This window comes from Oceanobacillus zhaokaii, from assembly GCF_003352005.1.
Taxonomy (GTDB): Bacteria; Bacillota; Bacilli; order Bacillales; family Amphibacillaceae; genus Oceanobacillus; species Oceanobacillus zhaokaii.
This window is the reverse complement of the sequence record NZ_CP024848.1, coordinates 2,976,246-2,989,665: the sequence shown is the minus strand read 5'-3', so window position 1 is coordinate 2,989,665 and position 13,420 is coordinate 2,976,246. Positions and strand designations below refer to the sequence as shown.

Sequence of the window (13,420 nt, the reverse complement as noted above, 5' to 3'; positions counted from 1 at the left end):
GGAGGGAGTTCAAATGAGTATATTAAATAAAGTAAAGAATTATCGAGAAGAAGAACGACGCTTACGATGGGAAGGCACATTTGCAGATTATTTAGAGATTATTAAGGATAAACCTGAGGTGGCGCAAACTGCTCATTCACGCGTTTTCAATATGATTAAGGATTCTGGTATAGAGAAGAAGGATGGAAAAAAAATCTATGAATTCTTTAGCGATGAAATATTTGGTCTAGAGGAAGCGATTGAACGTTTAGTAGAAGAATATTTTCACCCAGCAGCTAAAAGGCTTGATGTGCGCAAGCGAATCTTGTTATTGATGGGACCGGTTAGTGGAGGTAAATCCACAATTGTCAGTCTATTAAAGCGTGGTTTAGAGGAATTTTCTCGAACAGATGCGGGTGCGGTTTATGCGATTAAAGGCTGCCCGATGCATGAAGATCCTTTGCATTTGATTCCACAACATTTACGTGAAGAATTTTTTGAGGAATATGGAATTCGAATTGAGGGGAATTTGTCTCCATTAAATACGATGCGCTTGGAACAAGAATATAATGGAAAGATAGAAGATGTTATAATCGAGCGTATCTTTTTTTCAGAAGATAAGCGCGTAGGTATTGGTACATTTAGCCCGTCCGATCCTAAATCACAAGATATTGCTGACTTAACAGGAAGTATTGACTTTTCGACGATAGCGGAATTTGGTTCGGAGTCAGACCCAAGAGCTTACCGTTTTGATGGAGAGTTAAATAAGGCCAACCGTGGAATGATGGAGTTCCAAGAGATTTTAAAATCCGATGAAAAATTTCTTTGGCACCTGTTATCGCTTACGCAGGAAGGGAATTTTAAAGCGGGTCGATTCGCCCTTATCAGTGCTGACGAATTGATTGTAGCACATACTAACGAATCAGAGTATCGCTCCTTTATAGCTAATAAAAAGAATGAAGCATTACATTCAAGAATTATTGTTATGCCGATACCATATAATCTACGTGTGAGTGAAGAAGAAAAGATTTATGAAAAAATGATTAAAAGCAGTGATATGGCACATGTCCATATTGCTCCAAGAGCACTTAGGGTTGCAGCGATTTTCTCTATTTTGACTCGGTTAAAGGAGTCGAAGAAGCAGGGAATTGATCTAGTTAAGAAAATGCGGTTATATGATGGAGAAAACGTTGAAGGATTCAATAAAATCGATCTGGAAGAACTGCAGAAGGAGTATTCCGACGAAGGAATGAACGGGATTGATCCACGTTATGTAATCAATCGAATTTCATCGACGATTATTCGTAAAGAGGTTCCATCTATTAACGCACTTGATGTCCTGCGATCATTAAAGGATGGGCTGGAGCAGCATCCATCAATTTCAAAAGAAGATCGGGATAAATTTATTAATTATATTGCTGTTGCTCGTAAGGAGTATGATGAGATTGCGAAGAAGGAAGTACAGAAGGCATTTGTTTATTCTTATGAAGAATCTGCGAAGAGCTTAATGAATAATTATTTGGACAATGTCGAAGCATTTTGTAATAAGAATAAGCTCCGCGACCCACTTACAGGGGAAGAGATGAATCCTGATGAGAAGCTGATGCGTTCGATTGAAGAACAAATTGGTATCTCCGAAAATGCGAAGAAGGCATTCCGTGAAGAAATTCTCATTCGACTTTCCGCTTTTGCTCGAAAAGGACAGCGATTTGATTATAATTCTCATGAACGATTACGAGAAGCCATCCAGAAGAAATTATTCGCGGATTTAAAGGATGTAGTAAAGATTACGACATCTTCTCAAACACCAGATGAATCACAGCTGAAGAAAGTTAACGAAGTGATTGCAAGATTGATTGACGAATATGGCTATAATTCTACTTCTGCTAATGAATTACTTCGTTATGTTGGTAGTTTGTTAAATCGATAATGATAGAGGATTGAAAAAACAAGGCTAATTCTCTAGTTAGTCTTGTTTTTTTTAATCTATTTAGGAAAAATTTGCAATAACTTGTTTCGCATTGCATATGATAAAGAAAGCAAGCATTACACAAGAATTTTTTTTACCCAACGTAAAATTACTGAAAATTCAATTATAAAGGAGAGGGAAAAGTGCAGGATAAGCAAGAACAGAACTTTGTTGTCTCCCAGGAAAACTGGTCTCTCCATCGCAAAGGCTATCAAGATCAACAACGTCATGCTGAAAAGGTTCAGGAAGCCATACGTAATAATTTACCAGATCTCATTAGTGAAGAGAATATTATTATGTCAAATGGCCGCGATGTAATTAAAATTCCAATCCGTTCATTAGATGAATACAAGATTCGTTATAACTATGATAAATCGAAACAAGTTGGCCAAGGTAATGGAGATAGTGAAGTAGGGGATGTCATTGCCCGTGAACCAGGTGAAGGTGATAATGGTCAAGGAAAAGGGCGTCAAGCAGGTGACAAGGCAGGATCAGATTATTATGAAACAGAGGTTTCAATCGCTGAAGTAGAGGAGGCACTTTTTAAAGATTTAGAGCTGCCAAACTTACAGAAAAAGGAACAAGCAGAGATTACGACTGAAAAAATAGAATTTAATGATGTGCGAAATAAAGGACTTATGGGTAATATTGATAAAAAGCGTACAATTTTAACTGCAATTCGCAGAAATGCCCGAGAAGGAAGACCAGGAATTACACCGATTTATAATGATGATTTACGTTTCAAAACATGGAATGAAGTCATCAAACCGGAATCGAAAGCAGTTGTACTGGCAATGATGGATACGAGTGCATCGATGGGAACGTTTGAGAAATATATGGCTAGAAGCTTCTTTTTCTGGATGACAAAATTTTTGCGATCCAAATATGAGACAGTAGAGATATCATTTATTGCCCACCATACGGAAGCGAAGGTTGTATCTGAAGAGGATTTCTTCACGAAAGGGGAAAGTGGTGGGACAATTTGCTCGTCTGCCTATCGAAAAGCATTAGAGCTTATCGAAGAAGAGTATAATCCATCTCGTTATAATATTTATCCATTCCACTTTTCTGATGGTGAGAATATTACTTCTGATAATCCAAAATGTATCCATCTAGTAAAAGAAATTATGAATGTTTCTGCAATGTTTGGCTACGGTGAGGTTAATGGCTATAACCGTTATTCGACTTTAATGAATGCATATAAAACAATTGATGACCCGAAATTTCGACATTATATATTAAAAGAAAAACGTGATGTATATCATGCAATGAAAAGCTTTTTCATTAAAGAAACAGTTGAAAGCTAGAATCCCTAATTATGGGGATTCTTTTCCTTTTACTAATAATGTTCATTATCCCACTACCTCAATCGTATACACACCTCTAGTCGTACTCAAAATGAAGCGTGAGCCGTCAAACTCATATAATGAGGAGTCTTCAAGTGGTATTTCGTAAAAATCCATGGGCAGCGTCTCATAGTTATCTGAAGTTGTTTCAATTTCTCCGCTGCCATTAAGGTATAAAGCATGCTTAGCCTCATATCCATCGCTTTTATTATGATTATTTGAATAGGAAAGACTTTCCAGATCTAAAATTGTTTCATCAAGGTCATCCAGTTCATGCTTTACAATTTTAATGGATTTTCCGTTCCATTGCTGTAATAAATGATTCAATTCTTCAATTGATAATAGTTTTTGTCCCATAATAAATCCCTCCAGCATTTGCAATAATATTGTGTATGGCATCTTTTGATGTTACGTACATTCTATATTAAATATCTCCTTTCCATAAGTTTCCCTTCTGTTAAAAACTAATACAAAATTTCCAAAAAGATTTCAATTCATTACTCTCTTCTTTTCATTGTTCATGTTTTTCAACTTGCATCATAAACTATAAAAAGCACATTTGGAGGGATCCTATTTGACAACAACAAAGGAGCTAAGTCGTGCGATCGAGGAGATTACGGAAATTGCCTCTGGATTTGGTCTTGATTTCTATCCGATGCGTTATGAGATTTGTCCAGCAGATATTATTTATACATTTGGAGCATATGGTATGCCGACCCGGTTTACACACTGGAGTTTTGGAAAGCAGTTTCATCGAATGAAACTGCAGTATGATCTTGGATTAAGCCAAATATATGAACTAGTGATTAATTCCAATCCTTGTTATGCATTTTTATTAAATACAAATACGCTAATCCAAAACAAATTAATCATCGCCCATGTGCTTGCCCATTGTGATTTTTTCAAAAATAATGTGCGGTTCTCCAACACGAGGCGCGACATGGTAGAGAGTATGACGGCAACAGCTGAACGAATTGCTGATTACGAAATGACCTTTGGCAAAGATGAAGTGGAAAAATTTCTAGATGCCATTCTTTCCATTCAGGAGCATATTGACCCATCAATTGTAAAATCTAAACTTCCTCACCAAGAGAACGAGGAGGAAGAGGAAGAAATCAGTATTCGGAAGACAGCGTATGATGACCTATGGAATATCGGTGAAAGACCAGTGGAAAAGAAAAAACGAACAAGTAAGAAGGATAAAAAATTTCCAGCCAGACCAGAAAAAGATCTGTTATTGTTTATTGAACAACATAGTCGTGAATTAGAGGATTGGCAGCGCGATATATTAACGATGATGCGTGAAGAAATGCTCTATTTTTGGCCACAGCTTGAAACGAAAATTATGAACGAAGGCTGGGCTTCTTATTGGCACCAACGGATTTTAAGGGAAATGGATTTAACAACGGAAGAAACGATAGAATTCTCGAAGTTAAATGCTGGAGTTGTTCAGCCCTCACGTACCTCAATTAACCCGTACTATCTTGGAATTAAAATATTTGAGGATATTGAGGAGCGCTATAATAATCCTACAGAAGAGATGAAGCGCATGGGTTATAAGCAAAATGCTGGCAGGGAGAAGATATTTGAAGTAAGGGAGATTGAATCTGATATTTCCTTTATCCGGAACTATTTGACAAAGGAATTGGTTCAACGGGAGGATTTATATTTATTTGAGAAAAAGGGCAGAGACTACCGCATAACACAGAAAGATTATGAGCAGGTACGCGATCAATTAGTTTCGATGCGGGTAAATGGTGGTTTCCCATATATTGTAGTCGAAAATGGGGACTATGCTCGAAACGGGGAATTATATTTAATGCATGGGTATGAAGGGACAGAGCTGGATCTTCGGTATTTGGAAAATGTGCTTCCATATATTTATCAGCTGTGGGGAAGAAATGTGCATATGGAAACGGTAATCGAGGATAGAAAAGTCGTTTATATGTACGATGGAAATGAAGTGAAAAAACGGAGTATATAGTAAATTGGATCATAGTCGCAGGGCTTGGATAATATTTCCATCCAAGCCTATTTTTTATGCAAGTCGACATAAATCGGGAATTTTAGAGGAGTGACAGGCACTCAGTTTGTATATTATAATTAAAGACAAATAGATTAAAAGAGAGTGATTTTTTTGTTTTGGATCAACATAGATAAACCAACGAAGACGATTAAAATTCATCATACAGAATGTAAATACATAGTAAAAAAAGAAACAAAATATAAAGGCTTGGAACGAGAACTAAGGGATGGCGGGTGGTTCTTGATCGATTCATCGGAAGCTGCACAGCAATTTTTCTATTATAGCTATCCAGATTTTGATAGAAGACAGTGTAATGCGTGTAACCATAGATAAGCAGGCTTAAAAATTATAGCAAGCATATTACTCGAAAATATAGCCGAACGGCAGGTGCTTCCCATGTTTCTAAAGAGAATTACACTCCAGCATGAAAATATTCCTTCCTATCATGAATATCCATTTTCTATTCCATCAATTAAGAGCTTTGACAGACTTGATTTAAATTGGAATGTCACCTTTTTTGTTGGTGAAAATGGTTCGGGTAAATCTACTTTACTCGAAGCGATTGCAGATAAGTGCGAATTCAATACAGCAGGTGGAAACAGAAATAATAGTTATGCTGTGCATGCTGCTTTAAGTGATTATGTCACACTATCCTGGATGCCCAAAGTTACGAATGGATTTTTTCTCCGTGCAGAATCCTTCTATCATTTCGCAACACATGTTGATGATACGGATATGAATGGATATAAATATTATGGCGGACGTTCGTTACATGAGCAATCTCATGGTGAATCCCATCTTTCGCTATTTCTTAACCGATTTAAAGGGAAAGCGATTTATTTATTAGATGAGCCAGAAGCCGCGCTATCTCCACAACGTCAATTGGCTTTTTTAAGAATCATTCACGATTTAACGGTCGATGGTGATTGTCAATTTATTATTGCAACCCTTTCACCGATTTTATTAGGCTATCCTGATGCGACAAACTGGTGCTTTGATGATGGCCGCATCGAGGAACTCGAATACGAGATGACCGATCATTATATAATTACGAGATACTTTTTAGAAAATAGAGAGCGATTTTTAAAAGATATATTGGAGGATTGAGTTTCTAATAAAATATACTAAGTCAAATCATCAAGATTTGACAAAAATCGGTGAGTGACTGGCACCCAACACAGGTGTGTCGGCTTTCCATGCTAAGTAACCACCTGTCATATTGGCGACATTATGGATACCGCTTGATTGCAGTATACTTACAGCGATGGCTGAACGGAAACCAGTCTTGCAATGGACAATAATTTTCTTATCTTGGTTTAATTCACTGATTCGCTTCGGAAGTTTACCAAGCATGATATGCTGTGCCTGTTCAATATGCCCATCGTTCCATTCGGATTGATTACGCACATCAAGTATATATACTTCTTGATTATCTATAAGTTTTTTCGTTTCATTTGGTGTAATGTTTTCATAAGATTCTAATGACGCCTCGGGAGCAGTGTTTATGATCTCTTCAACATCAGCATATCCAGCAATCTGATCGATTCCAATCGAGTGGAGAGCAATTTGGATTTCCTGAATGTTACCTGGACTAGCTAATAAGAATAGTGGTTTACTATAATCGACAAGCCAACCAGCCCAATTCGTAAATGATTGTCTGAACGGAATATTAATTGTCCCAGGTAGGTGGCTTGCAGCGAATAATTGCGGTGCACGTGTATCAATTACTTGTTGTTCTTCTGACAGCAATTTTTGAATGTCTACTAGGGAGGAAATTACATTTATTACAGGAGTGTCTTTTATTAATTCAATTCCAAGCTTATTTACCTGCTTCATTATAGAAAAATAGGTTGGAGGTTCGGATTGTCCATGAAGTAATTCGTGAATGAAAGCTGTTTCGTCTTCCACATTCAGTGCCCAGTTAAATTGCTTTTCATACCCAACGGTTGATGACGGTACCGCACCAAGTGCTTTTCCACAGGCACTTCCTGCGCCATGTGCTGGCCAAACTTGTAAATAATCGGGTAATGATTTAAAGCGTTTAAGTGATTGATACATTGCCATTGCCCCAGACGCTGCCGTACCTTCAAGCCCAGCAGCCTTTTCTAATAAATCAGGGCGACCGATGTCTCCAACAAAAACAAAATCTCCTGTAAAAATGCCCATTGGTTTATTTATATTTGCACCGCTGTCAGTCAGGAGGAAGGAAATGCTCTCCGGTGTATGTCCAGGTGTGTGCATCACGTCAAAGACTAAATTTCCAATATTAAATTGATCTCCATCCTTTAGTAATTGATGGTCGATTGATTCTAAATTCTGGTATGTCCAATCAACATCACCTTCATCAGAAAGGTAGAGTCTTGCTCCGAATTGATCGGCAAGTTCTCTTGACCCAGTTACGAAATCAGCATGTATATGCGTTTCTAGTGAGCCAACGATTTTCATATCTTCAGTCTCTGTTACTTGAATATATGGAGTAATATTGCGCATGGGATCAATGATAACTGTGACGCCTTTTTCCTGACAACCGACTAAATAAGATGCATGTGATAGTTTCTCATCATAAAAATAACGTAATAGCATGTTTTAATTGCTCCTCTCCATCGAATAACAAATTTATTTAAATATGTAATTGTTCATATGTGTTAAAGGTAATTTATTTTATTTATATCCAAATACTAACATAATAACTTTCGATAAGTAGGACGGGATCAGAAAATTTACATAAATTTAAATGATGGATTATAGCAAAAAAGTAGGGTTGATGTGATCCAAATCAAGTGAGAGTACAGAACTATTCGACAGTTTTTAACAAAACTTGGGGAGTGACAGGCACCTAAAATAAGCACCAGTATACGTATATACAGGTGCCAAATATATAGTAAAAATCCTAACTGTAACGCCGCAATTGCGTCACGCCAAATAGGATTTAAACCCATGATTAATGGACGTTCATGCTTTCGTTTAGCAATGAATAAATAAAATGTGCAACTCCATCTTCCCGATTGGAGAGGGTTACTTCATGGCAGGAATCTTTTATTTCTTGGTCTGCATTTCCCATTGCTGCACTTTTTCCAGCAATTCGCAACATTGACAGATCATTATAGCTATCACCTACTGCAGCAGTATCAGCTATATTGATACCCAACTTATTTGCGAGTATTTTTAGAGCATTACCTTTTGATGCATCTTTATGTTCTAATTCAAAATTATGTTTGGCAGAACTAACAAGTGTTAAATCTTTCCTGTTCCTAAATTTTTCCCTGCCCATTTTCAGCTTTTCCTCATCAAATGTAAAAGCTAGGATATTATAGTAATCTGCATCTTTCTTGAGCAGGTCTTTATATGAATTAATAAATGAAAAACCAGTTTGACTAAATTGGATTTGCGCAGAATTCTTTAGATTTTCAATCTGATTATCACTGTTTGCACTTTTCGCTCGATCGATTTCAATTGCCAAAAGCTCGCGCCCATTTTGCGGTGTGTAGATGGAATGATTACTGAAAACTTCATAATAATAATTCTCCTCTTCAAGCCAGCTCATGATTTCAAATGCGTCTTGCTTATCAAGTGGAATATCGAAAAAAAGTTCACCGTTAGGGTGATGAATCGTCGCGCCATTGGCTCCAATAATCCAAGTTTTGATTCCTGTATTTTCAAAAGTATTCTGGACATCAAAATACGCACGACCTGTGGCAATAACTACCTCAATCCCATTTTTCTGTGCAAACTTGATAGCCTCTAAATTTTGTTGGCTAATCTTACTTTCTTCGTTTAATGTTGTTCCATCTAAATCTAGCGCAATTAATTTTACCATTATATATCATCCCTCTCGTCAGCAGTTAAAAGATCAATGTTATTTTCAGTCAGTAAATCTCTAAAAGCCTTAGGTGGCGTCCTATCTGTAATTAACAGGTCAATATCCTTCAGACTAGCATATTTAAAAAAGCCTGTTTTCCCTAACTTTGTATGATCTGCTAAGACGATTACTTGTTTAGCTTGCTCGATCATCTTTCGTTTTATTTCTCCGTCTTCTTCATGTACATTTGTTAGTCCCTTTTCAGACACGCCAAGTACGCCGATAAATGCTTTATCTACATGATATTCAGAAAGCTTTTCAATTACAGATAGACCATATAAATAGCGGTGCTCCTTCTGTAATGTTCCACCTAGAAGCTGGATATTCAATGATTGTTTTGCAGATAATATTTCTGCCTGATTTATCGAATTTGTAATTACCGTACAGTCCAAATCCCCAAGGCTTTCTGCACAAGCTTGAACTGTCGTTGATGTATCAAGGATGATAGTGTCACCAGGAGATATTAATGAAGCAGCCCTTCTCCCAATTTGTTCCTTTTCATTAGATACAGTTTTTAGTCGATTTGAATAACTTGGCACATGATTCTGAGCTAAAGGCAGAATTGCTCCACCTCTTGTTCTTATTATTGATTTTTCCTCTTCTAGCTTAACAAGATCTCTTCTAGCAGTATCTCTTGAAATATCAAAGAGAGTACATATTTGCTCCACTGTGATGCGGTTATTTTTCTTAAGAAATTCTAGTATCGCTAACAATCTTTCTTCTTGGTACAAAGAATCACACCCATTGACGTAAGTATTTGTAAGTAATTATATATTATTTATAAGTAATTGCAAGTGTTATAAGTAAAATTAAGTTATATACTTAAACATAAAAAAACAGCTAACTTCATTAAGAAGATTAACTGTGTTCTTCATTATATAAAGGGTAGTAAGAAGGAGGTTTCCGTATTCCTTCTCCCACTATAGATTTTCTTTCTCTTTTTTCCTGAACAGCTCATACAAATGTTTCAATGAACTTGCATCCAGCTCGATATTATTCTCGTATGCATATTTAATTGCATATCCTAATGCGAGTGTCATTCCACCAGCGATACTTCCACCTGCAACAGAACCTGCACCAGGGATAAACTTAATAACTTGACGAAAAACTGTTTTTCCGATATTTCCTGTAATGGTTGCGATTGTAAGTTCCTTCGCCCGTTCTTTTGATAGTGGTTTTTCATATAATGCAGCAAGACGTACCATCAATCCAACTTGAATTCCTGTAAGAGGGACAAAATCGGAACCAGGAATTGGTGCAGCACCAATGGCTGTTGCTGAGCCCGCTGCGGCAAGAATCCACTTATTCGCTGTGGATGATTTTTCCTTGATTAGCCGCGCAAATTGGATTTCTTTATGCTTTTTTTTCAGAATATCCAGTATTTCATTTCTAAGCTTCTCGATATTTTCACCCGTTCTAGACGAAATTGGTACAACTTTATATCGGTTATTTGAGTGCTCTTTCACATACTTTACTATGCCCGGAATATCATCTGCAGCATCAATTTTATTTAGGACAAACAGGATATTTTTATTTTTCTTTTCAATGAATTCAAGAGATTTCTTTTCGCCCTCTGAAAAGACTGTCCCAGCTGCATTTAGAAAGAACAGAATAACATCGGCATCTTCGAAAAAATCCAATGTTTCCTCGGAATTTTTACTATTAATATCATCAAGGCCAGGTGTATCGACGAAGATGATTTTGTCTCGGTAAACATACCGATCAATTCCAATCGTTTCACCAGGATTCGCACCAACAGGGGCAACCTCATCGCCAATTAGTTGATTAACGGTAGATGATTTCCCTGTATTCACATCACCAATCATTGCAAATAAGATTTCCTCATCTAATTGTTCATTTATCTTGTCCGTCTCTTGTTCATAGGTTTGCTCGAATTCCTTCTCATTAAATTCTGTCAAGACGATCACGCTCCTCACTCTATATATTACCAAAATCAATAGGAAACACACTATTTTATTGTTTTGTAATAATAAAAACGCGCTTATATTTTCAAAAAGTAAAGAAAACAAAAGAAAAACGATGAAATTGTAAGAAAAGTAGAGATGTTCTCGTTTTCTTATACGTTGTTCTCGTTTTCATGCTCATTGTTATCGATTTCAAAGACTTTGTCAGAAATGGCAAAACCCTTCATAATAAAGGTAACGAATAGAGGGGGGGAACTGTGATGAAATTACTTTTAAAGAAAATCATGAAACCTTACATGGAAATGCATATTGATGCATATACAAGACTTAACAGAGGAAATAAATAACGAACCAATAATTCGGAAAAGGAGAGTGGAAATGTGAAAAAAGTAATGGATTACTTGTTAGAAAAACTTGATCGTCACGTTGAAAAAAACAAGGAATATTATGGTAACTGCTTTAAAACTAGATAATCCCTTTAAGGGAGAAAAATTTATAAAAATCCTTCAAGTGAACTGAAATTGATTCTCGCATAGTAATGCTAATCCAGAGATTCGTATTTTAAGATTCACCCTTATATCTTCTAAAGAAATTACTCCAAATAAAACATCCACATACAAATTTAGAAAACAAAGGCATTTGCATTGCTCTTTTGCGAATAACCTCTGGCTCTACATATGCAGAAATACTTTTCTAACTGCCAAAAAAATTAGATTGCCGCGTTATGAATTAGCGGCAATCTAATTTCTAATTAAGGGAAAGTTAACCGTTTTCCTCTACACGCTTGCTGCGATACTTCGCAGTTTTATTTTGTCATCTGAATAAGCAATTGCTGATATGCATTTGCCTCGTCGTGATTCCCAATTTTCTTATAAATTTTCGATAGGTAGGTTACAGGCTTCGGATCATTTGGTGAAAGTTCCATTTCCCATTTAAAGCAATCAATCGATTTTTCGAACAGCTGGAACTGGAAATAGAGTTCACCTAGTGCAAATTGCTGATCTGGATCGTCGGATAAGCTTTTGATTTTTAATAGTTTTTGTTCGATTGGCAGATGGATCCCTGCTTCATGGAATGGTGTGAACCACTCGACAATGTTTGTTAACGGAATTTCTTCGAGAAAGGCAGAAACAAAAGGTGTGACGAGTTGATTTAATATTTTTGAATCATGATTGCTAAGGGATAGCAATCGTTTGTTTGATTTCTCAAAGAAGGATACAAGGACATGCGTATCTGTCTCGGATAATTGATCCATAATTAATTGGAGCTGTTCGCGCGTTGGCTGGTCTGATGTTGTTAGGACAAACTGGATGAGCGCATTTGCATTATCATCTGCAAGCAAGGCAGACAGTAACTTTTCCGCTATAATCCGATTATTGCTTGAATGATATAAATCTTGAAGGATTTCCACCTGTTCTTCTTGATCAAAGTCTTTTATCAATACCTCTATTGCTGTGAAATGGTCCTCATTGAACTCGTGATGCAGCAAATCTATCCGCAGTGCAAGCGCATCTACTGAGCGGTTTTCAGAACGGTATAACTTGAAAAGGATGGATACATACTCAGGATCATATCTGTCATCAAAACAGATTAATTCTGCATTAAGTGGATCTTTTTCATAAATATATTCCATTTCTTGATAGTTTATTTCGTGCTGCTGAAACTGCATACTATGAATCATATCGTGGACAAACGGACTTTGTCTGTCATAGTCTAAATAGACTCGGAGCAGTTGATAGGCTGCAAATAGCTGGCCTTCCCTGCGAAAATCATAAAAACTGCTTCGAATTAATTTAGTGATGGAATCAGGTTTGGTGAAGGAATCAAAATAAGTGAAGATTAATATGGTTTCAAGTTTCGAATAATGCTTCTGAATTTGTTTGAAGAGCGGATTAAATTGGATAAAAGTAAGGGATTTCTGTTTATTAATTAATCTCATTGTCAGTGGATGTGTCCCACTTACATGGATGCCATTCGTTAATGCCCGATGGACATGAGAGTTGATTTTTATTTTTGTTGCTTTCATTCCATTTATAAAGTCATCTTTATAGAAAATTAAATAATAATAATTGGATTTTTGATCAGTTGCTTCAATAATCTTACTTTGTTTATAGAAAGTTAGTTTTTCAGCTGTTAGAATGAGATTCTTCTTATTCATTTGAATCTTGAATTGAAACTTCTTCATCTAAAATCCCCCTCTTTTTGTTCATCGGTTTAGTTATGAAAAATTGGACATCCTTGTATTTATAAGATGGTGAAGGCTACATGCTGAGTGTATCAATAGTTTTCAGAACCTAATCCTTCAAATAAAGAAAT

Annotated in this window: 11 protein-coding genes; 5 read left to right on the top strand and 6 right to left on the bottom strand. The window is 36.4% G+C overall.

Going from position 1 to position 13,420, the window contains the following annotated elements; translation table 11 throughout:
• Positions 1 to 13: 13 nt before the first annotated feature.
• The gene (locus tag CUC15_RS15105) at positions 14 to 1,909 is read left to right on the top strand and encodes a PrkA family serine protein kinase (protein ID WP_114917459.1); all 1,896 of its coding nucleotides are present in this window, start codon (positions 14 to 16) and stop codon (positions 1,907 to 1,909) included.
• 182 nt (positions 1,910 to 2,091) lie between these two features.
• The gene (yhbH, locus tag CUC15_RS15100; RefSeq protein WP_114917458.1) at positions 2,092 to 3,255 is read left to right on the top strand and encodes a sporulation protein YhbH; all 1,164 of its coding nucleotides are present in this window, start codon (positions 2,092 to 2,094) and stop codon (positions 3,253 to 3,255) included.
• Positions 3,256 to 3,300: 45 nt separating this feature from the next.
• Here yhbH and ymzB read toward each other — a convergent pair whose 3' ends face one another.
• Positions 3,301 to 3,651: a protein YmzB gene (gene ymzB, locus CUC15_RS15095; RefSeq protein WP_114917457.1), complete on the bottom strand. Its 351-nt coding sequence runs from the start codon at positions 3,649 to 3,651 to the stop codon at positions 3,301 to 3,303.
• Between the two features lie 217 nt (positions 3,652 to 3,868).
• On the opposite strand from ymzB, the gene CUC15_RS15090 reads away from it, so the two are divergent.
• From CUC15_RS15090 to CUC15_RS15080, 3 genes are all read left to right on the top strand, one after another.
• Positions 3,869 to 5,278 carry a SpoVR family protein gene (locus CUC15_RS15090; RefSeq protein WP_114917456.1) on the top strand — a complete coding sequence of 470 codons (1,410 nt, stop codon included), beginning with the start codon at positions 3,869 to 3,871 and terminating at the stop codon, positions 5,276 to 5,278.
• Between the two features lie 153 nt (positions 5,279 to 5,431).
• Positions 5,432 to 5,653 (top strand): hypothetical protein, encoded by a 222-nt coding sequence (locus CUC15_RS15085; protein ID WP_114917455.1) that lies wholly within the window; start codon positions 5,432 to 5,434, stop codon positions 5,651 to 5,653.
• A 63-nt stretch (positions 5,654 to 5,716) separates the two neighbouring features.
• Entirely contained in the window at positions 5,717 to 6,427 is a 711-nt protein-coding gene (locus tag CUC15_RS15080; RefSeq protein ID WP_114917454.1) for an AAA family ATPase, read from the top strand.
• A gap of 30 nt (positions 6,428 to 6,457) precedes the next feature.
• Here the strand turns inward: CUC15_RS15080 and CUC15_RS15075 are convergent, their stop codons facing one another.
• The 5 genes from CUC15_RS15075 to CUC15_RS15055 form a co-directional block, all read right to left on the bottom strand.
• Positions 6,458 to 7,903 (bottom strand): MBL fold metallo-hydrolase, encoded by a 1,446-nt coding sequence (locus tag CUC15_RS15075; protein ID WP_114917453.1) that lies wholly within the window; start codon positions 7,901 to 7,903, stop codon positions 6,458 to 6,460.
• 358 nt (positions 7,904 to 8,261) lie between these two features.
• Complete coding sequence (locus CUC15_RS15070) at positions 8,262 to 9,137, bottom strand: Cof-type HAD-IIB family hydrolase (protein WP_114917452.1); 876 nt, start codon at positions 9,135 to 9,137, stop codon at positions 8,262 to 8,264.
• Positions 9,137 to 9,910 carry a DeoR/GlpR family DNA-binding transcription regulator gene (locus tag CUC15_RS15065; RefSeq protein ID WP_114917451.1) on the bottom strand — a complete coding sequence of 258 codons (774 nt, stop codon included), beginning with the start codon at positions 9,908 to 9,910 and terminating at the stop codon, positions 9,137 to 9,139. The genes CUC15_RS15070 and CUC15_RS15065 overlap by 1 nt, the downstream gene beginning before the upstream one ends.
• 189 nt (positions 9,911 to 10,099) lie before the next feature.
• Positions 10,100 to 11,098, bottom strand: coding sequence for a YcjF family protein (locus CUC15_RS15060; protein ID WP_114917450.1), 999 nt, complete (start codon positions 11,096 to 11,098; stop codon positions 10,100 to 10,102).
• An 811-nt stretch (positions 11,099 to 11,909) separates the two neighbouring features.
• Positions 11,910 to 13,289, bottom strand: coding sequence for a tetratricopeptide repeat protein (locus CUC15_RS15055; RefSeq protein ID WP_114917449.1), 1,380 nt, complete (start codon positions 13,287 to 13,289; stop codon positions 11,910 to 11,912).
• Positions 13,290 to 13,420: the final 131 nt, after the last annotated feature.

Excerpts from the sequence above, each read along its gene's own strand:
- CUC15_RS15055 (WP_114917449.1), bottom strand. The coding sequence starts at position 13,289 with ATGAAGAAGTTTCAATTCAAGATTCAAATGAATAAGAAGAATCTCATT.
- CUC15_RS15080 (WP_114917454.1), top strand. The coding sequence starts at position 5,717 with ATGTTTCTAAAGAGAATTACACTCCAGCATGAAAATATTCCTTCCTAT.
- CUC15_RS15105 (WP_114917459.1), top strand. The coding sequence starts at position 14 with ATGAGTATATTAAATAAAGTAAAGAATTATCGAGAAGAAGAACGACGC.
- CUC15_RS15070 (WP_114917452.1), bottom strand. The coding sequence starts at position 9,137 with ATGGTAAAATTAATTGCGCTAGATTTAGATGGAACAACATTAAACGAA.
- ymzB (WP_114917457.1), bottom strand. The coding sequence starts at position 3,651 with ATGGGACAAAAACTATTATCAATTGAAGAATTGAATCATTTATTACAG.
- CUC15_RS15075 (WP_114917453.1), bottom strand. The coding sequence starts at position 7,903 with ATGCTATTACGTTATTTTTATGATGAGAAACTATCACATGCATCTTAT.